We start from the raw sequence: 25,476 nt of genomic DNA on the forward strand, positions 1-25,476 counted from the left end.
CACGTATGAAAAAAATAATCCAAACCAACCAAGCTCCGGCTCCTATAGGCCCTTATAATCAAGCTGTTTTAAAAGGAAATATGTTGTTTACTTCTGGTCAAATTGCCATTGATCCTGAAACAGGTAAATTAATTACTGATGATATTAAAGCTGAAACCAAAATGGTTATGGAAAATATGAAAGCCGTTTTAGCCGAAGCAGGAATGACTTTTGAGCATGTTTTAAAATCCTCGATATTTATTAGTGATATGAACAACTTTGCAGCAATTAATGAGGTGTATGCTTCTTATTTTAATGAAGCTACTGCCCCAGCCCGTGAAACTGTTGAAGTGGCCAATTTGCCAAAGTTTGTAAACGTTGAAATATCTATGATAGCTTCATTATAACAGCCCCCATTTTTATTCATCTTCTTGCTCGGTAGCTTGAGTGTTGTTAAAATTTACCGGAACATCATTTTCACCAGGTGTAACGGGAACTTTTTCTTCTTCAGACTCTAACGTTATCTTTTTGTTGAATAGTTTTTTAACCAATTCTCGGAAAGTATCAAAATCAACTGAATACGATATTCCAGCTCCTTGTTCAAAAATTTGATCTTCACCAATAAACTGCAAGTCTGCTTGGCGATTAAAAAACTTCATACGTAAACTTCCATCTTCATTAACCAACCATTGCACCTCAATATCACCTGCAACAGCGGTTTCATTTACACCTCCAACCGGAACACCTACTTTTCCATTAATTAATATACGTTCATTAATTTGGGTAGAAAGCGTAATTCCAAAACGGTCTGCTGTTTCTTGATCGGGTAAACGACTTCCTTGTGAGTAATCCAAACCAACGCTGAATTTACTGTCTTGGTCGGCAAATAATTCATTCACCAAACCAGAAACACGCTCAACCAAGGCTCCGGTTCCTAAATTGGCACCACCATAATTATCATTCACAAAGTTACCCGAAGCAATTAAGAAAAGTGCTTGTTTTTCCATTAACTCTTCGTTTTGAAGCTTGTAATCCAATTCACTTTTAACTACTGAACTTACCCGTGGAAAATTAATGCTGAAATTAATATCCGGTTGAATCAACTCACCAGTAAGACCTACCAATACTTCTACCGGAATTTTACGGTTTACAGTTGGGTTATCCAGTAATATTGAAGGGTTGGCATCGGTTTCATATTTTGCAGTAAGATCAAGTTGTGCGCGTTCTGGATCACCATCCCAGTTGATACTTCCGCCAGATTCTACTTCAATATTCTTTTGAATTATACCGCCGTATCTAAAATCAAAATTACCATTGATAATCAAGAAGTCACCCCACATATTAAATTTTCCTAAGGTGTTTAATTCTATTAACAAAGTACCTGCTCCACGACCTTTTAAGGTTGAGTTGTTTGTTTTGTCAACCACTACTTCTACTTCAGCTTTTTCGTTGATGTCTAATTCAAAATTAACCGAAAGCCCTTTGGGTTCTTCAGTAACAAGAGGTTCGCCGTTTATACGTGCTTCTTTTTCTTCAGGAGATAAAAATTTTATAAAGGAGTCATCTCCTATTGAAGCAACATCACTTAATGGAATTTTAAAGCTGGTATTATCTTCAGTAGCTGCAACAACATCAATCACAAGTTCGTCCACCGGACCTTTTATTGAAGCGGTACCGTCAATAAAAGCTGTACCGTAATACAGTGCATCTTCATCTGGTGGTGTATCTAAAACCAAAAGATTGTTTGAACTTATATTCATATCAAGTTTCCAGTCTCCAAAGTTTTTATGTGTTGCTGTTGCCAAGAAGGTACCTTGAGTATTGTATTTTGTGTCTGTAATGGTTATGGCATCTACAGAGATTTTATTTTTATCAAGAATAACTTTGGTGTTGTTTTCTAAATCAAAATCAACATTTAGGTATGGAACCGTTAATCCGCTATTTTCCAAATTAAACTCGCCATTAATATTGGGTGATTTATAATTTCCGCTTACTTGAGCGTTTCCGGTAATCAATCCTCGTATATCTGTAACCACATCACCGCCAAACGGACTAAAAGCTTGCATATTAAAATCGTTAAGATCAACATCTAGGTCAATCATTGGGTTTTGTGGTGATACATCAATTGATCCCACAGCATTAATAGATTTTACATCTTCGTTAACAAGAGTTGTATTAATGGTATATCTAGAGAGGTCTTCGTTTCCTTTAATTTGTAAATTTAAATCTCCAAACGGAATTTCATTAATAATTACATCGTCTATCGTTACTGAAGAATTTGGATAGTAAGCGCTATTTTTTTGAAGAAAATCTAACTTTCCGTTTACATTTCCTTGTAAGCGCAAACTGTCTACCTCTGGAGTTATATTGCCAATATTTACATCACGAAAACGAAGTTTTAAATCTTTATAGGTAGAATCTCGTATTTCGCCGGCTAATTGAATGATTTCATTATTGTGATTCAATACCAAAGAATCAATGCGGAAAGCTTTAAAATCATTATCAAAAACCACTTTGTTTAAACTATTATTATCTTCATTAAGGTACCACACGTTGTCTTTGAATGTAATGTCTGATCTTTTTACACCTACAACAGATTTTCCTGCTGGATTGATGGTATGATACAGCGATAAGTTAAAAAGATCTTCTTTTTTCTCACCTCCTTTAAACTCTGAACGTACATAGAGCGTATCATTAATTGTTTTATTGATAACATTTACATCAACTACATTGTAAACTCCGGTGTATACAGAATCTACTGAAATATACGTGTTGTAAAGCGGGTTGTCATTATCAACTTGTATGTTTACTTTGCCTAAATAATTATCATAAAGTAAAAGTTCAGGAGAACGAAAGTCTAATTTAAATTTTGATTGATCTGAAGATACCGAACCTTTTACGCGCGTATTATCCCCCAACTTTAATTGAGGCACAAAAAGGTCTACAATTTTATTATATACCTCAAACTCGTAATCAATGTATTGATTGGTTGTAACCTCTTCGGGGATATAATTTGCATAAATACTGCCAATACCGTTTACAAAAAGATTAGGAATGTCCTCTATTAAAAATCGCCCGCTTATTTTTCCGGTAATTATGTCTGGTGAATTGATAGCAATAATATGTTCTTCTCCTTCAAAAGAAGAAGTGATTTCAAAATCTGCGAAGAAAAAATCTTCGGTTGCTGTTTGGTAGAATGTTTCTTCAAAAGAAATAGTTCCTACAGCATCATCAATCGTGGTTCCGTCCATATCGGCTACTATTCTACCAGCAAAAACAGAAACACTATCACGTTTTACAAGATTTAATTGATTTAGTTCTGCAAACTCGACATCTGCTTCAAAATCATATTGATTAAATTCTTCTGAAACATCTACCAGCCCTTTAAAATCCATTTTCAAATTGGGATCATCAATGCTCAAATTACCATTAAATACTGGATCTTTTAAAGTACCGGTTACCTGAATGTTTTTATATTCATACCCTTCAAAATTAAATGATGAAATGTTTCCTTCAATCAACGTACTTACGGTTTCTTGAGTAAAGCCCCTTCCTTCAATATCAACATTTGCGGTAACTTTTCCCAATGAAGTAGTTCCGGCAAGCTTACCTAAGTTAAGTTTATTCAAAACTACATTTCCGTTGTAATATGCGTTATCAAAATCGGTAATGTTGCCAAGTTCTATATCTGCCCTTGCACTACCCACTCCCGTATTTATAGTACTATTGGTTATTAGTTGTGTAGTATTAATTGAGGTTTTACCGGTAAATGTAACGGTGCCAATATCTTTAAGTTGATTGGGTAAAACATCTCCTAAAACTCTAGGCATAAACCTTCTTAAATCATAATAACTAGTTTGAATAGTATGATTTGATGATTGAATTGAAAAGTCACTAGAGGCACTTAAAAGATTGTAAAAATTATAATCTCCTTCAACTGTTGTATTTGAAGTTGCCAAGCGTGTTTCTGAAATTTTAAACGCATTGAGAGTTCCTTCAAAGTCTGTGTCTAGTAGGATATTTTGATCTTTGCCAAATTCATTGTAAAAAACGTTTAAATCATTTGTAGAAATTTCAGAATCATTGAAGATTGCTGTTATAACAACATCATTTTCAAAATCACTCATCCCATTTTCTGAATAATCTAGTGTAATATCGCCTTTAATTATCGAGTATTGAGTTTGTAATTCAAGATCTTTAATCTCCATTTTTTCAAGTGTGTATGAAAAATCAGACTTTAAGTTTTTTATCACAAAACCTCGCTGAGCTTTTAGGGAAAGAGATTCAATTTCTGCATCTATATTTGGTCCTGTAATTTTAAAGTCATTAGCAAAGACAGAAACATTATGTAAATCAAAAACCTCAGGACTGTCAAGGTTGTGGTTTGTTATTTTTATGTGACTATTTGTAAGCGCCACATCATTACTAAATAATGAAAAAGGATTGCCGCTAGGTGGTTTTCCAGAGTCAAATTTTTCTGAAAAAATAGTGAGATTATCTGTTTCTTCGTCTTTATAGGTAGTTACGTACAACTTGGCCTCTGTCAATTTAATATTTCCGAAACCAAGATCTCCTTGAATGAGATTCTGAAAACTTAAAATATTGGTTTGAAGCTCTTTGGCGTAAATTAAAGTGTCTTGATGATGGTCTGCTATAAATACTTCGCGTATATCAACCTCTCCTTTCCAGTTGAGGCCTAGTCGCTTAATATTGATGTTAGTGCCGTACGTATCATTAAGGTTTGTGGTTACTTTTTTGGCAACGTAAGTTTGTACCGAAGGAATCGATAAAATAATGATAAGTAGCACAAGAAGCAGAACAATTGCTGCAAAGGTGCGAAGTATTATTTTACGAAGTTTTTTGATACGCTTTTATTGTTTTAATTTTGGCAGCAATAAATATGCCTAATTTGACTACAAAAAATTGCTACATACTCGGTATTGAATCTTCGTGTGATGATACCGCTGCCGCTGTGATTAACAACGGTGAGGTACTGTCTAATGTTGTTGCTACACAACAAATACACGAAGAATATGGTGGTGTAGTTCCAGAGCTTGCCTCTCGTGCTCATCAACAAAATATTGTGCCCGTAGTACACCAAGCATTACGCAAAGCAAATATCGATAAAAAACAACTAAGTGCCATAGCTTTTACAAGGGGTCCGGGACTTATGGGTTCTTTGTTGGTAGGCACCTCATTTTCAAAGTCTTTGGCAATGGGATTAGGTGTTCCTTTGATTGATGTTAATCACATGCAAGCACATATTTTGGCTCATTTTATAAAGGCAGAAGGTCAAACTGCACCCTCTTTTCCATTTTTGGCATTAACAATTAGTGGTGGTCACACCCAAATTGTAAAAGTGACAGATTATTTTGAAATGGAAGTTATAGGTCAAACAATTGATGATGCTGTTGGTGAAGCCTTTGATAAATCTGCTAAAATTTTAGGACTACCCTATCCAGGCGGGCCTTTAATAGATAAATATGCTCAAAAAGGAAACCCGAAAGCGTTTAAGTTTACCAAACCAAAAGTAAAACCATTAGATTTTAGTTTTAGTGGGTTAAAAACTGCAGTACTGTATTTTGTAGAGAAAGAGGTAGCCAATAATCCTAATTTTATTTCAGAAAATATTGAAGACGTTTGTGCTAGTTTACAGTTTACTATTGTTGATTATTTAATGGATAAGTTAAAAAACGCTGTTAAACAAACAGGTATTAAAGAAATTGCAATTGGAGGCGGTGTTTCAGCAAATAGCGGAATACGTAATGCTTTGCAAGAAGCCCAAGGTAAATATGGCTGGAAAACACACATTCCAAAATTTGAATATTGCACCGATAATGCAGCCATGATTGCTATAGTTGGTGAGCTTAAATATAAACAACAATTGTTTGCCAAAAACGATGTGCTAGCTCAAGCTAGAATGAAATTATAATCTATGCAACTTTTTTATCATCCAAACAGTTCAGAAACATCAAAAGAAATATTTTTTGATAAAGAGGAAAGTCGGCATATAGGGAAAGTTTTACGTAAAAAAGAGGGAGACATACTTGATATTACTAATGGCAAAGGCGTTTTTTTTAAAGCCGAATTAACAATGGTATCACCAAAAAAATGCATTGCAACAATAACAGAAACTACTAAACAGCAGCCACTACCCTATCATTTGCATCTTGCCGTAGCTCCTACCAAATCTAATGACCGGTTTGAAACATTTTTAGAAAAAGCCACCGAAATAGGAATTACAGAAATAACTCCTATCATTTGTGAACACAGCGAACGAAAAACTATTAAACCTGAGCGTTTCGAAAAGATATTACAAAGCGCCATGAAACAGTCTTTAAAAGCATATCTGCCTAAGTTAAACACCGCAGTATCTAGTAAAGACTTTATCAAACAAAAGCATAGTGAAAACCTGTTGTGTATTGCTCATTGTGAAGAGACCGATAAAAAATCTTTTAAAGGAATGATTCAAAACAAACAATCAGTACTTGTGTTAATTGGTCCAGAAGGTGATTTTTCTTCAGAAGAAATTGAACTTGCAAAGAACAATAATTTTATACCGGTTACCTTGGGCGATACCCGATTAAGAACTGAAACCGCTGCAATTGTGGCAACACACAGTGTATCGTTTATAAACCAATACTAAAAGAGGTTTATAAGGATACAAGTTTAATTTGTAAATTTGTTTTTATGCGATTGCTACTACTCATTTTCCTATTTACATTAACTAGTGTTCAAGCACAACAGATAGCTGTTTTAAAATACGGTGGTGGCGGTGATTGGTACAGCAATCCTACTTCTTTACCCAATCTAGCTTCATTTTGTAATCAACAAATTAATACTGCTATTTCAGAAAAAATACAAACAGTAAGTCCTGGAAGTATTGATATTTTTGATTATCCTTTTATCCATATGACGGGGCACGGAAATGTTTTTTTTACTGCTGAAGAAGCTGAAAATCTACGTAGTTATTTGTTAAGTGGCGGATTTTTGCATATTGATGATAACTATGGAATGGACCAATACCTGCGGAAAGAACTTGTAAAAATTTTTCCGAATAAAGAATTAAAAGAACTTCCCGCAAACCATTCAATTTTTAATTCACAGTTTACCTTTTCTGAAGGATTACCTAAAATACATGAGCATGACAGTAAGCGCCCACAAGCCTTTGGGATTGAACATGAAGGCAGACTAGTATTGCTATACACTATAGAAAGTGATTTGGGTGACGGATGGGAAAATCAAGAAATACACAATGACCCACCAGAAGTAAGACTTAAAGCTTTAAAAATGGGAGCCAATATTATCAAATATGTTTTTGAACATTAATTTAAAAATATGCTATTAAGTTATTATTGTGGCTCTTGTAAAAAGAAAAACCGCTTAAATTATAAAGTAAAAGATAGGTTTGAGTTACAATCTCAAGTTGGTGATTATATTGGTAAAAACTGTGACTCTTGCGGAATTTTTGAAAAAAAACATATAAATAGACTTCATGCTGAGCCTAGTAGATTTATAGGATTGATTGCTTTATCTATCGGAATTGTTTTAACCCTTGTAGTTTTTAAATTAGGGTTTATAGCTGTTTTGACATTTACTATTCCTATTTGGATCTATTTTGATGCTTATAAAAATGCAAGTGATTTTAATAAAATCAAAATTTCAAGAAGAAATAAGTGACCAAACAATTAACACATCAAACCACTAGCTTTCAGTCTAAAAAATTTCCTATAAAAATTATTTGTGATGGTGTACAAAGTCCTGCAAACATAGGTGGTTTGTTCAGGATAAGTGAAGCTTTTGGTGTATCAGAGCTTATTTTTTGCAACGCATCTATTAATTTTTCTTCTTCCCGTTTACGCAAAACCGCTCGACATACAGTTGAAAAAGTACCATTTCGTTTGTCTGAATCAATCCTTTCAGAAATAAAAGAATTACAAAAACACGATTATAAAATTATAGCTTTAGAACTTACCGAAACTAGCATTCCGCTAGAAAAACTTACCCTTGATGCTCAAGAAAAACTTGCATTAATTATAGGACATGAACAACACGGTATATCTGAAACTGTTTTAAAGAACGTTGATGAAAGCACTCATATTAGGATGTTTGGCACCAATAGCAGCATTAATGTTGTACAAGCAGCCGGGATTGCTCTTTTCACCTTAACAAAACTTTTAAATTAGTGTTGCACTATTATGCTATATTTACTTTGTGAACGAGAAAGCTAAATCTATTTCTGTAGGTATTTTACGAGCACTGGCTGTTATTGCCGGTATATTAATATTATTGTGGTTTTTCTTTCAAATACAAGCTTTGATACTGTATGTAGGTATTGCAGCTGTGATATCATTAATTAGCAGACCTGTTTTATTATTTTTCAGAAACTATTTAAAAATGGGTAACGGCGTAGCTTCCGTGTTAACTCTTTTATTGGTAATTCTTACTGTTTCGGTCTTATTACGCGTTTTTACACCTATTATAATTGAACAAAGTAAACGTATATCAAATATAGATTTTGATCTGGTAAAAAGTGACTTGAATGAATTAAGCATTCAAGCAGCAGATTATCTAGGTGTACAACAAATTGACATTGTTGAAGGAATTAAACGAACTGAATATGTTCAAAATTTTAATTTAGAAATCATTCCAAGTTTTATTGATATCTTCTTTGGAAACATAGGTAACTTTTTAGTAGGATTATTTGCTGTTTTATTTATTTCATTTTTTCTCTTAAGGGACGAAAAGTTAATACCCAATATGGTAACTGTTTTTGCAGATAAAGGACGTGAAAAACGGTTTTTGCGGGTATTAAACAAGATTAAAGAATTGCTTTCTCGCTATTTTTTAGGGTTATTATTACAGGTTATGATATTAACCTTATTCTACTCTGTCTTGTTATTATTTCTAGATGTGAACAATGCTGTAGCAATCGCTTTAATTTGTGCTTTTTTAAATATAGTGCCTTATTTAGGGCCTATCATTGCCGGAGTTTTAATGATGTTGGTAGTACTTTCAAATAACTTAGGAGCCGATTTTTCTTCAGAATTACTTCCGTTGTTATTGTATACACTTGGCGGATATTCTATTGCGCAATTATTTGATAATTTAATTACACAACCAGTTATTTTTGGTAAAAGCGTACGCTCTCATCCGCTTGAAATTTTTATTGTTATTCTCATAGGTGGTTATCTTTTTGGTGTTGCCGGAATGATTCTCGCAGTACCTACCTACACGGCTATAAAAGTGGTTTCAAAAGAGTTCCTTTCAGAATATAAGATCGTTAAACACTTGACAAAAAATTTGTAGTATCACTTTTAATAAAGAAATATTAAGTTTTAAAATTCAGGAGTTTATAAAAACTTTTTCTGAAGACATTTCTCAACTTGCTTTTTCAGGAAGTCCGTTTAATTCTGTTACTGTCCAAGAGCTTATTCAACAAATTGAAAGCCGTAGAAAAGCTGAAAAAAAACTACCTACTTGGTACCAAACAGACGCTATTTTTTACCCCAAAAAGCTAAATATTGAGCAAACCTCTTCTGAAACAACAGCAGCATACAAAGCAACTTTAATACAAGGAAATCGTCTAGCCGATTTAACAGGAGGTTTTGGAGTTGATAGTTATTACTTTTCAAAACAAGCAAATCACATTACACATTTTGAAACAAATGCTGTGCTTTCAAAAATTGCTGAACATAACTTTAAACAATTAAACGCAAACAATATCACTTGTAAAAATGAAGATGGTATTTTGGGTGTTTTAAATGAAATGTATGACACGATTTACGTAGATCCTTCACGCAGACACGATACCAAAGGGAAAGTTTTCTTTCTCAATGACTGCGAACCAAATATCCCAAAACACCTGCCTCAATTAGTAAAAAATTGTAAGCTGTTGATTATTAAAACAGCACCTATGCTTGATATTTCTGTGGGGTTAAAAGAGCTTGATCACGTTTTTCAGCTTCACATTGTAGCAATTAACAACGAAGTAAAAGAATTATTATGGATGATTAAGCCAGACTATTCTAATGATCTTACTGTAATCACTAAAAATTTTACAAAAGAGAATACAGAAGAAACATTTAGCTTTATATATAGAGAACAAGCAGAAGTATTTTATGATAGTCCTAAACGCTTTTTATACGAACCCAATGCAGCTATAATGAAAAGTGGAGCATTTTTTAATGTTTCAGAAAGTTTTAAAGTAAAAAAGCTTCATGAAAATACGCATTTATACACTAGTGAGTCGCTGAGAGCGTTTCCTGGACGACGTTTTTTAATAAATGACATCTTACCTTATTCAAAAAAAAATATTAAAAAAGAAGCCATTACAAAAGCAAACATTACAACAAGAAATTTTCCTGAATCTGTTTCTAGCATTCGAAAAAAGTTTAAAATTAAAGACGGTGGTGATACCTATCTCTTTTTTACAACAATTCAGCCCTCAAAAAAAGTAATATTAGTTTGTTCAAAGGTTTAAGGGTAATTTTTTTAGTTTGTAATACCGTCGCTTACAATAAATTAAAAAGTAATTGCAAAAAAGGTTCAAATATGTTTGCGAAAAACGGAATGATAACCTACATTTGCATCCGCATTTAAGAAATGAACGTTCTTAACATACTGGAGAGGTGCCAGAGTGGTAATGGAGCAGATTGCTAATCTGTCAACGTGTAAACGTTGCCGGGGTTCGAATCCCCGTCTCTCCGCAATGGAGTTTTCATTACCCTCTTTAAACTCCTACCAAAATTGATTTGGAATTAAAGAACAGTTGTTTTTTAACTGTTTACGGGGTGTAGCGTAGCCCGGTTATCGCGCCTGCTTTGGGAGCAGGAGGTCGCAGGTTCGAATCCTGCCACCCCGACAAAAAAGACCGGACATGAAAATGTTCGGTTTTTTAGTTTAATGACATATTGATTGGGTCACGTAGCTCAGCTGGATAGAGCATCTGCCTTCTAAGCAGACGGTCCCAGGTTCGAATCCTGGCGTGATCACTTTGAATCCTCACTTTTTTTAAGTGGGGATTTTTTGTTTGTGGTATTTTCTATTCTGGATATTCTACACGCAGATGATAAATGTTGTTAAGCTTTTTCTTCAACACTTTTTTTATAGTTTGTATTTCTTTAAAAGTGATGTTTGCATTTAAAAACTGTCCTTGTGCCATTTGACCGTCTATAATTTTTTCAACAAACGAATCAATTTTTGATGAAGTTGGCTCTTTAAGGCTTTTACTTGCAGCTTCAACACTATCTGCCATCATTAATATTGCAGTTTCTTTTGAAAACGGAATAGGTCCTGGGTATCTAAAATCTTCTTTATCTACATCATCATCTTGCTCTTTTTCTTTCATGTAAAAATAGTACACAAGGCTAGTTCCATGATGTGTTCTAATGAAATCAATTACTCTATCGGGTAAATTGTTTTTACGAGCTATTTCAATTCCGTTAATAACGTGGTCAATTATGATATTGGCACTTTCCTTAGGGTCTAATTCTTGGTGAGCATTGACTGAATTTACTTGATTTTCGGTAAAATATGTTGGGTTTTTCATTTTTCCGATATCATGATATAACGCTCCTACCCTAACTAGCATTGAGTTTGCACCAATTTCATTTGCTGCTGCTTCTCCTAAATTTGCTACGTTTAATGAGTGGTGAAAAGTTCCGGGAGCTTTGTTTGATAATTCTTTTAATAGCTTTGTATTTGTATCACTTAGTTCTAGAAGTGAAACATCTGAGACAAGGCCAAACATTTTTTCATACAAATAAATTAAAGGATGTGCAAAAAGTGTTGCAAGACCACACAAAATGAAATATCCAAAGTTTTCCCAAATAATGAGCTGTACATTTCCTTCCTGCAAGATAAAAAAAGCAAAATAGCCTATTATATAAACCAACGTAATTTGGCCTACCGAGATAAATAAATTTGCGCGTCGGTATAATTCTGAAACAGTTAAAATGGTAACAATACCGGCAATGATTTGAAGGAATAAATATTCAAAACTATTGGGTACTACAAAACCTAAAAGTAATAAGGTGAGTACATGGACAAACAACCCCAATCTTGGGTCAAAAAATGCTTTTAATATTAGCGGTAAAATACAAAGAGGAACTACATATACATATTTTGCATCTAGCTTAACCACAATGGTTGTAAGCAAAACCATTAATATAACATTGAAAAATATGAAAGTTACTTTTGTATTGTTATTGAATATTTCAGAACGGTATTTTTTCAGAAATAAAAATAGCATTAAAAATACGAGAGAAACTATTATAATGTACCCGGCGATTAACCAATAATAATTTGATTTACTCCAAACTTGAGATTGGTATTCTGCTTTTAAAGAATTCAAAATTTGATACGTATCTCCTTCTACAACTTCTCCTTTGGCAATAATTCTACCGCCTTTTTCAACAACTCCTCTATTAGGGTTTATGGCTTCAATTTCAGATTTTATGGAAGCTTCAGTAAGTTTTGAGTTAAGTGAAACATTGGCAAGTAACGCGCGTTCAAGTGTTTTTTGAAGCAGCGCTTTTACTGCAACAGAATCTGTATTAGGAAGTGCTTCAGATATTTTATTTTTTATATTTTCTTTTCTATAAAAATGAGAATAAGCTACTTGTTCAACTTCATTCCCTTTTTTTAAATAGATAAGTTGATCTTTTTCATAAGGATACACTTCATCTATGACACCGTTTGAATAAAGATCATTTAAAATAGTAAGCCCTATATTTTTTACAGACCGTTTTGAAACATTATATAAGCTATCTACAAAGGCATCGTTAAACAGCTCTGTGTAGTTACTCTGACTTTCTGTTACAATATCTGAATTATACTCAAAATAAGGTGTAGCATTTTCACGTATAGTTTCTTTTTCTTCTTCTAGCGTTTCAGCATCTTTTTTTATTGTAAAGCTGAAAGGGGCGTATAAATTTTCATACTGCCAAGGTTTTCCTTTTTGAAAGTTATATTTAAACTGTCCTCCTTTGGGTAAAAGGTATATAACTAAAACTGTAGAAAGAATAAATAAAAACCCTTTATAGATAAGGGATTGATTTTTGGAAAATAACGCAAAAAAATTATTCATAGGTATTTTTCGATAAGTAAAGGTATAAATAACCGTTGATTAATCCCAAAAGCAAGACATTTAAAGATTGATATTTCAGTATAAAATCCGTAAATTCGCAAACCTTGATAGCAACGCTATGTAAGGCAAAATATAACAAATAAACAAAAATAATAGTAGCATGAATAAAGAAGTTGTAATAGTAGCAGCAGCACGAACCCCAATTGGAAGTTTTTTAGGAAGTTTATCATCAATTTCTGCAACTCAATTAGGTTCTACTGCCATTAAAGGCGCTTTGGACAAAATAAAACTGGACCCTTCTACGGTTCAAGAAGTTTTTATGGGAAATGTAGTACAAGCAGGTGTAGGTCAAGCTCCAGCTCGTCAAGCTGCTTTGGGTGCCGGTATTCCAGATACGGTACCTTGTACAACAGTAAATAAGGTTTGTGCCTCTGGGATGAAGGCTGTTATGCAAGCTGCGCAGTCAATTGCTCTTGGTGATGCAGAGGTAATTGTTGCCGGTGGTATGGAAAGTATGAGTAATATCCCGCATTACGTTCATATGCGTAATGGTAAAAAATTTGGTCCTGCAACCTTAACAGATGGTATGCAAAAAGATGGTCTTGTTGATGCCTATGATCAAAATGCTATGGGTGTTTGTGCAGATTTATGTGCTACTGAATATAATTTTTCTAGAGAAGATCAAGATAACTTTGCTATTGAGTCTTATAAACGTTCAGCAAGAGCTTGGGAAGAAGGAAAGTTTGATGATGAAGTAGTTCCTGTTGAAGTACCACAAAGACGCGGTGAACCTATTATGGTTACTCAAGATGAAGAGTTTAAAAACGTAAAGATGGAAAAAATAACCTCGTTACGTCCTGCATTTAGTAAAGACGGTACTGTTACAGCTGCAAACGCATCTACAATAAATGATGGTGCCGGTGCAGTAGTACTTATGAGTGCCGATAAAGCAAAAGAGTTAGGCTTAACTCCTCTTGCAACTATAAAAAGTTATGCAGACGCCGCTCAAGAACCAAAATGGTTTACAACAGCTCCGGCAAAAGCATTACCAAAAGCTTTAGACAAAGCTGGTATAACAAAAGATCAAGTTGATTATTTTGAATTTAATGAGGCTTTTTCTGTAGTAGGATTGGCAAATATGAAAATTTTAGATCTTGACTCTTCAAATGTAAATGTTAACGGAGGAGCAGTTTCATTAGGGCACCCACTTGGGTGTAGCGGTGTACGTATACTTATAACTTTATTAAACGTACTTAAGCAAAATGATGCAAAAGTAGGTGCTGCAGCTATATGTAATGGTGGTGGCGGTGCTAGCGCAATGGTAATCGAAAGAAATTAATAATTAATAGCTTTCGGTTAGGTAAATACTATGAAATACGGCTTATGTAATTTAAGTGTTGTTCCTCTTCGTGCTGAAGCATCAGATAGTAGTGAGCTTGTATCTCAGGTGCTATATGGTGAACTCTTCAAAGTGTTGGAGCACCGTAAAAAATGGAGCCGAATACGCTTACTATTTGATAGTTATGAAGGATGGGTTGATAATAAACAGTTTTTGTTTATTTCAGAAGAAGATTATACATCCTTAAAAAAGGTAAAACCTAAGTTTGTTTCAGATTTGGTAGACATTATTACCACTGAAAAGGGCCAACTTCTTTCTGTATTTTTAGGTTGTCAAGTACATGCTTGTAACTTTTTAAAGCATCAGTTTGAAGGTAATTTTATTTCAGAAAAACTTAAAAAACACAATATTATAAATACTTCTGTTTTGTATTTAAACAGTCCATATTTATGGGGTGGTAAAACTCCTTTTGGTATTGATTGTAGCGGCTTTACACAGATGGTTTATAAACTTAATGGCTATAAGTTATTGCGTGATGCTAGTCAACAAGCAACACAAGGTGAAGCACTTAGTTTTATTGAAGAAAGTGAGCCGGGCGATTTAGCCTTTTTTGATAATGCTGAAGGATTGATTACACACGTAGGTATTATTATGGAAGATAATCACATAATCCACGCCCACGGAAAGGTACGTATTGATAGACTTGATCATACGGGTATTTTTAATTATGAAGTGCGAAACCACACTCACAAGCTTAGGGTTATCAAAAGAGTTATATAAAAAAAGCGCTTAATTTAATTAAGCGCTTTTTTTATACAGTTAGAAGGTTAATTTACTTCCCTTCCAGTTCAGCTAATCTAGCTTTCTTTTGCTTGAATTTTGCATCTTCTCCTAATTGGCTATAAATATCCATCAGGGTTCTTACAATCTCTATTCCGTCTGGACGTAATTCTTCAGCTTTCTCTAGATAAGGAAGAACATCTCTATACATTTGTTGTCTTTGTTCCTTTAACTTTTCATAGGTTTTATTGTCTTCTCTAGAAGTTCCTAAGTTGTTCATTTTTTCGATGATATCTTTCTCTTGAGCTAGCATCGCTACAGAAAGATTGATTAAAGCATTTGTATAGTCTGGCTTTAACTCAATTGCTCTTTTATAGTACTTAATCGCTTTTTCTGTTTCTCCAATTTCAGCATTGGTTACTCCTAAGTTGAAAAATACATCTGGGTTGTTTGGGTTTGATTTAGCTATATTCTCCATTAACGAGTTGTAGCTTTTCATATCACCCATTTTGTAAGCTAAGTTTGCTTCAGCTTGCATTAAAGAAAGGTCATCTGGGTTTTCTTTTCTAGCTTCTGCCATAACTTTGGCTGCTTTATCTTCTTCCCCATTCTCAATATAAATTAAAGTTACATTTCTAAGAATATCACCTTTTTTAGACTCGGTCATTTTTACTTCAGGCTTGATAAATTCACCAGATTTTACCATAAGATCTCTTTCAGATTTTGCACCAAAAGTTTTTACCTCTCCTGTTTCTTTATTGGTAGCTACATATTCTTTACCTACTCCTGTATAGTCTAAATCTAGAAGTTTCTGAAAATACATTAATGCTTTATCGTAGTTTTTTGCGTTAATAGCATTTCCGGCTGCATAATACAAATCTGATGTATCTTTTTTGCTAACTAAATAACTATTGTAAAGTTTATCTGCTGCTACTTCAAACTTATTTGAGTTTTGATCTTTAATTGCGCTATTTACTAATGCAGCTCTTAAATTTTGCTGAACTGCGGCAACTCTTTTTCCATATTCATCTGCAGCGCCCATTTCCATAGCTTTTTGAAATGCGTCTGAAGCCATTTTCATTTTATCAAAGTTGTCACCAGCACTTCCTGTGTAAGCTTCAGCTTTTACCAGGTGGTATTGTAATTTTACGTCTTCATCTGCACTGGCCAAACTTGCTTCAGCTTCTTTTAAATATGAAATAGCTTCTGTGTAATCGTTAGACTCAACAGCTCTTTCTGCTTTTCTAACTTCTCTTTTTTGACCAAATGCTATTGCAGTGATGGTTAAAAATCCTGCTAATAAAATTTGTTTTTTCATTGTTTTTTAATTTTTATTCGTTGTTTTCGGTTTGTTCATCATTAGTATCAAGAGTAGTGCCAGACTCATTTTTTGTTTCTGAAGCATCTTCAGCAGTCAAATTTTCATCATCCATGTCTTCATCTTCATTTTTAACTTTTGCAACTGCCGCGATAGCATCGTCATCTCTTACTTTTATTAATCTAACGCCTTGTGTTGCACGGCCCATAACACGTAAATCTTCAACTGCCATACGAATAGCGATACCAGATTTATTGATAATCATAAGACCATCGTTATCTGTTACATTCTTGATTGCCACTAATTTACCTGTTTTTTCTGTAATATTAATGGTTTTTACACCTTTTCCTCCTCTGTTGGTGATTCTATAATCGTCAAGGTTTGATCGTTTTCCGTAGCCTTTTTCAGAAACCACCAATATGTTTGATTCGTCATCATTGATGGCTACCATTCCTACTACTTCATCATCATCACTACCTAAACGAATACCACGCACTCCTGAAGCATTACGTCCCATAGGTCTGGTCTTTTCTTCTTCAAAGCGAATTGCTTTACCAGATTGAACAGCTAACATTACATGGCTATCGCCTGTCGTTAATTTTGCTTCAATAAGTTCATCACCTTCTTTAATTGTTATGGCATTAATACCATTTGATCTTGGTCTTGAGTATTGTTCAAGTGACGTTTTCTTAACTTGACCCTTTCTGGTTGCCATTATGACATAATGACTATTGATATACTCTTCATCTTTTAAGTCTTGAGTACAGATAAAAGCTTTTATCTTATCGTCGGGCTCAATATTAATTAGGTTTTGGATTGCACGCCCTTTTGATTGGCGACTTCCTTCTGGAATTTCAAATACTCGCATCCAATAACATTTTCCTTTTTGAGTAAAGAATAACATATATTGGTGATTAGTGCCTACAAAAAGATCTTCAAGGAAATCTTCATTACGTGTAGATGAAGCTTTTGACCCTACTCCTCCTCTATTTTGGCGTTTGTATTCGGTTAAAGAGGTTCTCTTTATGTATCCTGCATGAGAAATGGTTATTACTACTTGCTCATCAGGAATTAAATCTGTGATACTTACATCGCCTCCTGCATACTCTATTGTAGAACGACGTTCATCTCCATATTTATCACGAATTTCTTCAAGTTCTTCTTTAATGATATCCATTCTGCGTTCTTTATTTGCAAGGATATCTTTATAATCTTTAATAGTTTCCATCAATTCATCATACTCTGAGCGAAGTTTATCTTGCTCTAGTCCTGTTAATTGACGAAGACGCATTTCTACGATAGCTTTAGCTTGAATCTCGGTTAACTCAAACGTGTCTATTAACTTTTGGCGAGCTTCTTCAGCATTTGATGATGCTCGTATTAATCTGATTACTTCGTCAATATTATCTGAAGCAATTATCAATCCCTCTAAAATATGAGCGCGTTCTTCTGCCTTCCGAAGTAAATATTCTGTACGTCTTACAACTACTTCGTGACGGTGTTCTACGAAGTAATGGATTAAGTCTTTTAAATTAAGTAATTCTGGTCTTCCTTTTACAAGTGCAATATTGTTAACACTAAAACTAGACTGAAGCGCTGTATACTTATACAGCATGTTTAAAACAATATTTGGTATGGCATCTCTTTTTAAAATATAAACAATGCGCATTCCTTTACGGTCAGACTCATCTCGTATGTTTGAAATACCTTCAATTTTCTTCTCATTCACAAGATCGGCAGTTTTTTTAATCATATCTGCCTTATTCACTTGGTATGGAATTTCAGTAACTATAATACATTCCCTACCATTAACTTCTTCAAAAGAAGCTTTACCTCTCATTACAACTCGACCACGACCGGTATGAAATGCTTCTCTAACTCCTTCATAGCCGTAAATAATACCACCTGTTGGAAAATCTGGTGCTTTTACGTGCTCCATGAGTTCATCAACCTCAATGTCATTATTATTAATGTATGCTATGGTTCCGTTTACTACTTCGGTTAAATTATGTGGAGGCATATTTGTAGCCATACCTACAGCAATACCAGAGGCTCCATTAATAAGTAATCCTGGAACACGTGTTGGTAATACAGTAGGCTCTTCTAGTGTGTCATCAAAATTTAATTGATGATCCACAGTTTCTTTATCTATGTCGGCTAGCATATCTTCAGAAATTTTCCGCATACGTGCTTCGGTATAACGCATTGCAGCCGGACTATCACCATCAATAGACCCAAAGTTACCTTGACCGTCAACAAGCATATAGCGAAGGCTCCATTCTTGTGCCATACGTACCATTGCATCGTAAACAGAAGTGTCACCGTGTGGGTGGTACTTACCTAGTACCTCACCAACAATTCTTGCAGATTTTTTATGAGAAGAGTTTGATCTTACTCCTAATTCGTGCATTCCAAATAAAACCCTTCTATGAACGGGCTTCATCCCATCTCGCACGTCAGGTAACGCACGTGACACAATGACCGACATTGAATAATCAATGTAGGCCGATTTCATTTCATCTTCAATGTTTATGGGAATTAATTTTTCACCTTCAGCCATAAAATATATAGTTTAATTTTACTTTTAATCTTAACGAGCAATATACACTATTTTCAGGCTTTTTAGAAGTGTTTTGAAGGCTATTATTCACTAATTTATTAACATATTTAGTCTATCAAATAGTTAATAACTATACCCATGTAAACTTTGATTTTAGTAAGTTTTTTTGTCCTTTTACTACCATACTCTTAAATAAGGTATAATATTTGTCGTAATAAGGGTAATTTAGTATTTTTAGAAGTATAAGGAATTTAGATTTATGGATGATAATTTTTCCCCTAGAGTAAAAGATGTGATTGCTTACAGTAAAGAAGAAGCATTACGATTGGGTCATGATTTTATAGGCACAGAGCATTTAATGTTGGGTCTATTACGTGATGGCAATGGTAAAGCTGTTTCTATATTGAGCGCTTTGGATATAGATTTAAACCATTTAAGAAGAAAGGTTGAAATTTTAAGTCCGGCAAACCCAAATACTGAAAGTAACACAAACGATAAAAAGAATTTACACTTAACCCGTCAAGCTGAACGCGCTTTAAAAACGACTTTTTTAGAAGCAAAGCTGTTTCAAAGCTCGTCTATAAACACGGCTCATTTGTTATTGTGCATTCTTCGTAATGAAAATGACCCAACAACAAAGCTATTGTTAAAAATGAAAGTAGATTATGATGGAGTTAAAGATCAATTTAAGCTTATGATGGCAAACGATGAAGATTTTATAGACAGCCCAAGTGCAGAATCTTTCCCTAGTGATGATGACGCTTCTGCAGCAGATGGTGGCAAAGAAAATCTCTTTACCGGTGGCGGCTCAAAGGCCAATAAAAAATCAAAAACGCCGGTTTTAGATAATTTTGGTAGAGACTTGACGGCTATGGCCGAAGAAAATAAACTCGACCCGGTTGTAGGTCGTGAAAATGAAATACAGCGGGTTTCACAAATTTTAAGTAGACGTAAAAAGAATAACCCACTATTAATTGGCGAACCTGGTGTTGGTAAAAGCGCTATTGCTGAAGGCTTAGCACTGCGTATTATTCAGCGTAAAGTTTCTCGTATTTTGTATGATAAACGTGTGGTAACTTTAGATTTAGCAAGTCTTGTAGCCGGAACAAAATACCGAGGACAGTTTGAAGAACGCATGAAAGCGGTCATGAATGAATTAGAAAAAAATGACGACATCATTCTTTTTATTGATGAGATTCACACCATTGTTGGTGCTGGAGGCGCAACAGGTTCATTAGATGCTTCAAATATGTTTAAACCGGCTTTGGCTCGTGGTGAAATTCAATGTATAGGTGCTACCACCTTAGATGAATACCGTCAACATATTGAAAAAGATGGAGCGCTAGAAAGACGTTTTCAAAAAGTTATTGTTGAGCCTACGAGTATTGATGAAACATTAGAAATTCTTCAAAATATTAAGGATAAATACGAGTCGCACCACAATGTTGATTATACAGATGCTGCGCTTGAAGCTTGTGTAAAACTTACCAACAGGTATATGACAGAGCGTTTTCTTCCGGATAAAGCAATTGATGCATTAGACGAAGCTGGTTCTCGTGTTCATATTACTAATATTAATGTTCCGGAAAAAATTCTGAAGATTGAAGCCAAACTTGAAGAAGTACGTGAGCTTAAAAATTCTGTAGTTAAAAAACAGAAATATGAAGAAGCTGCAAAACTACGAGATGATGAAAAAAATCTTGAAAAAGAATTAGCTACCGAACAAGAAATTTGGGAAAATGAATCCAAACTTCATAAAGAAACGGTTGATGAAGAAAATGTAGCCGAAGTAGTTTCTATGATGACCGGTATTCCTGTAAGTCGTATCGCGCAGACTGAAAGCAATAAACTCGCTGCACTACCCGAACGAATTAAAGGTAAAGTTATTGGTCAAGATGAAGCCGTTGGGAAAGTTGTAAAAGCAATTCAACGTAATAGAGCCGGATTAAAAGATCCTAATAAACCAATTGGTTCATTTATTTTCTTAGGGCAAACCGGTGTAGGTAAAACACAATTAGCAAAAGTTTTAGCTAGAGAATTATTTGATTCAGAAAATGCACTCGTTCGTATTGATATGAGTGAATATATGGAAAAATTTGCTGTATCACGCCTTATCGGTGCTCCTCCTGGATACGTTGGGTATGAAGAAGGAGGTCAATTAACAGAGAAAATTAGACGTAAACCGTATGCAGTAGTTCTTTTAGATGAAATTGAAAAAGCACATCCAGATGTGTTTAATATGCTCTTGCAAGTACTAGATGACGGTTATTTAACTGATAGTTTAGGCCGTAAAATTGATTTCAGAAATACCATCATCATTATGACATCAAATATTGGTGCGCGTAAGTTAAAAGATTTTGGTCAAGGAGTTGGTTTTGGAACTTCAGCAAAAGAAAGTCAAGCAGATGCTCACGCAAAGAGTATTATTCAAAATGCTCTTAAAAAAGCATTTGCACCAGAATTTTTAAACCGTGTAGATGATGTTATGGTATTTAATGCTCTAGAAAGAGAAGATATTCATAAAATTATTGATATTGAGCTTGAAAAGCTATTTGTACGCATCAAAGATATTGGTTACAATTTGACGCTAACAGACAAAGCAAAAGACTACATAGCCGATAAAGGTTTTGATAAAGAATATGGTGCAAGACCATTAAAAAGAGCTATTCAAAAATATATCGAAGATGCTTTAGCCGAAGAGATTATTAATTCAAATCTTCAAGAAGGCGATAGTATAACTATGGATCTCGACTCTAAAACCGAAGAGCTTACCATAAAGATTAAAAAACCTAAAAAAACAACCGAATCGTAGTTGTAAAAGGCTTTAATTAACAGCTGGGTTTGTAAAAAAATTACAAACCCAGTCTTTTTTTGTATATTTAAGATATTGAATCTATTTATGATTACTGAAATTACTTATCATTTCGGTACTGTACGTATCTATAAAACGTATTTGGTTTTTGTAATGGATGAAGGCATTACAGTAAAACCAGAGTACAACGATATATTATTGAATATTTCTACTAAGTATTATAGAAATCAAAATTTTGGTTACATAACACATAGAATAAACTCCTACTCTGTAGATCCAAGAGTTTACTTTGAAACTTCAAAAATTGAAAATCTAGTTGCTTTTGCCGTTGTATCTGGTAGTCAAAACAGCAATGTTGTAGCAGATTTTGAAAAGATATTCCTAAAAAAACCTTTTGAGCAATTTCATTCTCTCGATGAAGCGATAGATTGGGTTAATACTATTGTAGAAAATACAACAGTTTAATTAGAAAAAAGTAACTCCTCGTCAATTGTAAAACTTTGAATAAACGCTACAGATGCGTGAATATCATTTGCCAATACTCTATCCTCTTCAACAAATGATGCCGTATTTCTGAAAGAAGCTAAAAATGATTCTAGCAATTCTGAAGTTTTCTTAGGCCTTCTAAATTCAATTGCTTGTGATGCATTCAAGAGTTCAATAGCCAATATAGTTTCAATATTATCAATAATCCGTAACGCCTTAGTTGCTGCATTGGCTCCCATACTTACGTGATCTTCTTGACCATTTGATGAAACTATAGAGTCTACAGATGCCGGTGTGGCTAATTGCTTATTCTGGCTCACAATACTAGCAGCAGTATACTGCGGTATCATAAATCCGCTGTTTAATCCTGGGTTGTTCACCAAAAAGTCTGGCAAACCTCTTAATCCTGAAACCAATTGATAGGTTCTTCGTTCACTTATATTACCTAATTCAGAAAAAGCAATGCTTAAATAATCTAGTGCTAATGCTAACGGTTGTCCGTGAAAATTACCTCCAGAAATGATTTTATCTTCTGAAACAAAAATATTAGGATTATCAGTAACCGAATTTATTTCGGTCTTAAACGTCTTGTGTACAAACTTTAAGGTATCTTTTGTTGCTCCGTGAACTTGAGGAATGCATCTAAAAGAATATGGGTCTTGTACATTTTTCTTTTCATTAGCTCCAATTTCACTTCCTTCCAAAAATTCTCTAATGTGTTCGGCAGTTTTAATTTGTCCGCCGTGAGGTCTTACCAAATGAACATTAGGATCAAAAGGGCTCATATTACAATCAAAAGCATCGATAGAAAGTGCGCCAATTAAATCTGCTAAGTAGCATAATTTATAACTTTTTAATAAAATATGAATACCGTAAGCACTCATAAATTGAGTTCCGTTCAATAGAGCCAATCCTTCTTTTGCTTCGAGGGTGATTGGTTCTACGTCAAATTTTTCAAGTAAATCTTTTGAAGAAATACGACCATTCTCATAATACACCTCCCCTTTTCCAATAAGTGGTAGTGCTAAATGTGCCAAAGGTGCCAAATCACCAGAAGCTCCTAAGCTACCTTGGGTGTAAATTACCGGTAAAATATCTTCATTGTAAAACCAAATCAATCGTTCTACAGTTTGTAATTGCACTCCGCTATAACCATAACTTAATGATTGAATTTTTAATAATAACATAAGTTTGATTATAGCTTTGGGAACGTATTCACCTGTTCCACAAGCGTGTGACATTACCAAGTTTTCTTGAAGTTTTGATAAGTTTTCTGAAGAAATTTCTACATTACATAAAGAACCAAAACCAGTGTTAATACCATAAATAGGAGTTTTATTATTCTCCATTTTTTTATTTAGGTATTCTTTAGATTTTTTGATATTTAACAAAGCTTCATCAGAAAGTTCAAGCTTTTTATTTGAGTTTATTATTTGTTGTATTGTCTGTAAATCAAGTAGTTCGCTGCTTATATAATGTGTTTCGTTCATGAGGAATGGTTGTTTGCTGCAAAAATACTAATTTATTGAAGCTTTTAAATTTTTGAACAATTAAGATTTCTTTTTATTGTTATTTGTTTCTTTTTCAGGAGTTTCAAAGAGGCTCATATAAGCTTTACCTAGATTTTCTAGTATATCACTTGCCATTACCGCTTCATATCCCATTGTTTGAGAGGCTATACCTCCAGCTTGACCGTGTAAAAACACACCAAATACAGATGCTAGTAAGGGATCATACCCTTGAGAAAGTAAACCGGTTAAAATACCCGTTAACACATCTCCACTACCAGCTGTTGCCATTCCAGGGTTTCCAGTGGTATTTATGTAAAGTTTGTTTCCGAAAACAACTATCGTATGTGCGCCTTTAATTAATAGAACAATATCATACTTTTGTGAAAATTGTTTTGCTTTTTCAAGTTTATCATAATCATCGGTCCACTCGCCTATTAACCTTTTTAATTCTCCGGGATGTGGCGTTAATATAGCGTGTTTTGGGATCACATTTAATAAATGTTCATGTTCAGAAATGCAATTCAATGCATCTGCATCAATTACCATTGGCGTTTTTGCAGTTTTAAAAAGATTTTCTAGTGTAGAAACTGTTTCCTGTTTGGTACCAATTCCCATTCCTATACCTATGGCAGAAGGTTTTATATCAAACTGTATGTTGCTTATATGTTCATTTTCTTGATCTGAAATAGTCATAGCTTCAGGAAGAGCTGTTTGCACAATTGAATAACCACACTTGGGTATGTAAACTGAGACCAAACCTCCACCGGCTCTAAATGCACCTTTAGCAGATAAAATAGGTGCTCCTATTTTGCCGTAACTTCCTCCTATAATAAGTGCGTGTCCATATGTTCCTTTATGGTCAAAAGCCTGTCTTGGTTTATAAAATTGTTGTGCCTGTTGTTTTCCTATTAATTGAGCAAGCGGTTCGGTTTTGTATAAATATTCTGGATCTAGACCAATATCGATTATATCAAAGAAAGGTACAAACTTTCCTGTTTCGGGTAAGAAAAAAGAAAGTTTAGGGGCTTGAAAAGTTAAGGTGTGATTGGCACGTACTACAGCTTTAGCATCTTCAAGAGCTTTATTTGCATATAAACCACTAGGTATATCTATTGATAATGTAAATGCATTACTAGTGTTTATATGTTGAATAAGTGGTTTTAACCATCCTTCTGGCGGACGATTAAGCCCAATGCCAAATAATGCATCAATTATAATGTCTTCTTTTTTGATTTCAGGAAAATCGTCTTCAGAAGTCATTAATAAAGGCCAGTCATTTGTAATTTTTTTTATTCGACCATAATTGATTAAAAAACACTTTGACCGTTTATCAGTAAAATTTGCGATATAAATTTTTACTGTATAACCTTGTTCAATCAATAAACGCCCAACTACAAGACCATCACCGCCATTATTACCTATTCCGCAGAAAATATGAATGGGTACTTTTGCACCTTGCAAGCGCTGGTGCAACCAATTAAATACTTGCGTTCCTGCGTGTTCCATTAAATCTAATGAGGAAATGTTATGTTTTTGGGTTGTTACTTTATCAGCTTCGCTTAATTGTGCTGCAGAAAATAGTTTCACGATAATATTTTTTT

At 34.1% G+C, this 25,476-nt stretch carries 18 protein-coding genes and 3 tRNA genes; 15 read left to right on the forward strand and 6 right to left on the reverse strand.

Features of this window, described 5'->3' with window-relative positions; translation table 11 throughout:
• The first annotated feature begins 5 nt into the window (after window positions 1-5).
• Complete coding sequence (locus INR76_RS11080; RefSeq protein WP_223108034.1) at window positions 6-386, forward strand: Rid family detoxifying hydrolase; 381 nt, start codon at window positions 6-8, stop codon at window positions 384-386.
• A gap of 12 nt (window positions 387-398) precedes the next feature.
• On the opposite strand, the gene INR76_RS11085 is transcribed toward INR76_RS11080, so the two are convergent.
• Entirely contained in the window at window positions 399-4,787 is a 4,389-nt protein-coding gene (locus INR76_RS11085; RefSeq protein ID WP_255592600.1) for a translocation/assembly module TamB domain-containing protein, read from the reverse strand.
• A gap of 92 nt (window positions 4,788-4,879) precedes the next feature.
• Between INR76_RS11085 and tsaD the strand changes: the two genes are divergently transcribed.
• From tsaD to INR76_RS11135, 10 genes are all read left to right on the forward strand, one after another.
• Window positions 4,880-5,911, forward strand: a complete 1,032-nt coding sequence (tsaD, locus tag INR76_RS11090) for a tRNA (adenosine(37)-N6)-threonylcarbamoyltransferase complex transferase subunit TsaD (protein ID WP_370632399.1) — start codon at window positions 4,880-4,882, stop codon at window positions 5,909-5,911.
• Between the two features lie 3 nt (window positions 5,912-5,914).
• On the forward strand, window positions 5,915-6,625 hold the full coding sequence (locus INR76_RS11095) for a 16S rRNA (uracil(1498)-N(3))-methyltransferase (protein ID WP_223108036.1): 711 nt from the start codon (window positions 5,915-5,917) through the stop codon (window positions 6,623-6,625).
• Between the two features lie 44 nt (window positions 6,626-6,669).
• Complete coding sequence (locus INR76_RS11100) at window positions 6,670-7,308, forward strand: DUF4159 domain-containing protein (RefSeq protein ID WP_223108037.1); 639 nt, start codon at window positions 6,670-6,672, stop codon at window positions 7,306-7,308.
• Window positions 7,309-7,317: 9 nt separating this feature from the next.
• The gene (locus tag INR76_RS11105; protein ID WP_223108038.1) at window positions 7,318-7,659 is read left to right on the forward strand and encodes a hypothetical protein; all 342 of its coding nucleotides are present in this window, start codon (window positions 7,318-7,320) and stop codon (window positions 7,657-7,659) included.
• The gene (locus INR76_RS11110; RefSeq protein WP_223108039.1) at window positions 7,656-8,165 is read left to right on the forward strand and encodes a TrmH family RNA methyltransferase; all 510 of its coding nucleotides are present in this window, start codon (window positions 7,656-7,658) and stop codon (window positions 8,163-8,165) included. The genes INR76_RS11105 and INR76_RS11110 overlap by 4 nt, the downstream gene beginning before the upstream one ends.
• 28 nt (window positions 8,166-8,193) lie before the next feature.
• On the forward strand, window positions 8,194-9,288 hold the full coding sequence (locus tag INR76_RS11115; protein WP_255592602.1) for an AI-2E family transporter: 1,095 nt from the start codon (window positions 8,194-8,196) through the stop codon (window positions 9,286-9,288).
• A gap of 364 nt (window positions 9,289-9,652) precedes the next feature.
• On the forward strand, window positions 9,653-10,462 hold the full coding sequence (locus tag INR76_RS11120) for a hypothetical protein (RefSeq protein WP_370632400.1): 810 nt from the start codon (window positions 9,653-9,655) through the stop codon (window positions 10,460-10,462).
• Between the two features lie 142 nt (window positions 10,463-10,604).
• Window positions 10,605-10,688 (forward strand) — tRNA-Ser (locus tag INR76_RS11125).
• A gap of 80 nt (window positions 10,689-10,768) precedes the next feature.
• Window positions 10,769-10,843, forward strand: a tRNA-Pro gene (locus INR76_RS11130).
• Between the two features lie 56 nt (window positions 10,844-10,899).
• A tRNA-Arg gene (locus INR76_RS11135) sits at window positions 10,900-10,973 on the forward strand.
• Window positions 10,974-11,023: 50 nt separating this feature from the next.
• Here the strand turns inward: INR76_RS11135 and INR76_RS11140 are convergent.
• Window positions 11,024-13,069 carry an HD family phosphohydrolase gene (locus tag INR76_RS11140; RefSeq protein WP_223108040.1) on the reverse strand — a complete coding sequence of 682 codons (2,046 nt, stop codon included), beginning with the start codon at window positions 13,067-13,069 and terminating at the stop codon, window positions 11,024-11,026.
• A 160-nt stretch (window positions 13,070-13,229) separates the two neighbouring features.
• On the opposite strand from INR76_RS11140, the gene INR76_RS11145 reads away from it, so the two are divergent.
• Both INR76_RS11145 and INR76_RS11150 read left to right on the forward strand, forming a co-directional pair.
• Window positions 13,230-14,408 (forward strand): acetyl-CoA C-acyltransferase, encoded by a 1,179-nt coding sequence (locus INR76_RS11145; protein WP_223108041.1) that lies wholly within the window; start codon window positions 13,230-13,232, stop codon window positions 14,406-14,408.
• Between the two features lie 30 nt (window positions 14,409-14,438).
• Window positions 14,439-15,188, forward strand: coding sequence for a C40 family peptidase (locus INR76_RS11150; protein WP_223108042.1), 750 nt, complete (start codon window positions 14,439-14,441; stop codon window positions 15,186-15,188).
• Window positions 15,189-15,240: 52 nt separating this feature from the next.
• Here INR76_RS11150 and INR76_RS11155 read toward each other — a convergent pair whose 3' ends face one another.
• Both INR76_RS11155 and gyrA read right to left on the reverse strand, forming a co-directional pair.
• Window positions 15,241-16,506: a lipopolysaccharide assembly protein LapB gene (locus INR76_RS11155; protein WP_223108043.1), complete on the reverse strand. Its 1,266-nt coding sequence runs from the start codon at window positions 16,504-16,506 to the stop codon at window positions 15,241-15,243.
• A gap of 13 nt (window positions 16,507-16,519) precedes the next feature.
• On the reverse strand, window positions 16,520-19,066 hold the full coding sequence (gyrA, locus tag INR76_RS11160) for a DNA gyrase subunit A (RefSeq protein WP_223108044.1): 2,547 nt from the start codon (window positions 19,064-19,066) through the stop codon (window positions 16,520-16,522).
• Window positions 19,067-19,325: 259 nt separating this feature from the next.
• On the opposite strand from gyrA, the gene INR76_RS11165 reads away from it, so the two are divergent.
• Entirely contained in the window at window positions 19,326-21,878 is a 2,553-nt protein-coding gene (locus INR76_RS11165; protein WP_223108045.1) for an ATP-dependent Clp protease ATP-binding subunit, read from the forward strand.
• Between the two features lie 87 nt (window positions 21,879-21,965).
• On the forward strand, window positions 21,966-22,343 hold the full coding sequence (locus INR76_RS11170; RefSeq protein ID WP_223108046.1) for a hypothetical protein: 378 nt from the start codon (window positions 21,966-21,968) through the stop codon (window positions 22,341-22,343).
• Here the strand turns inward: INR76_RS11170 and hutH are convergent.
• The gene (gene hutH, locus INR76_RS11175) at window positions 22,340-23,854 is read right to left on the reverse strand and encodes a histidine ammonia-lyase (RefSeq protein ID WP_223108047.1); all 1,515 of its coding nucleotides are present in this window, start codon (window positions 23,852-23,854) and stop codon (window positions 22,340-22,342) included. The genes INR76_RS11170 and hutH overlap by 4 nt on opposite strands.
• Window positions 23,855-23,914: 60 nt before the next feature.
• The gene (locus INR76_RS11180; protein ID WP_223108048.1) at window positions 23,915-25,462 is read right to left on the reverse strand and encodes an NAD(P)H-hydrate dehydratase; all 1,548 of its coding nucleotides are present in this window, start codon (window positions 25,460-25,462) and stop codon (window positions 23,915-23,917) included.
• Between the last annotated feature and the right edge of the window lie 14 nt (window positions 25,463-25,476).

Origin of the sequence: Marixanthomonas sp. SCSIO 43207, assembly GCF_019904255.1 — a bacterium.
In the GTDB taxonomy this organism is placed as follows: domain Bacteria; phylum Bacteroidota; class Bacteroidia; order Flavobacteriales; family Flavobacteriaceae; genus Marixanthomonas.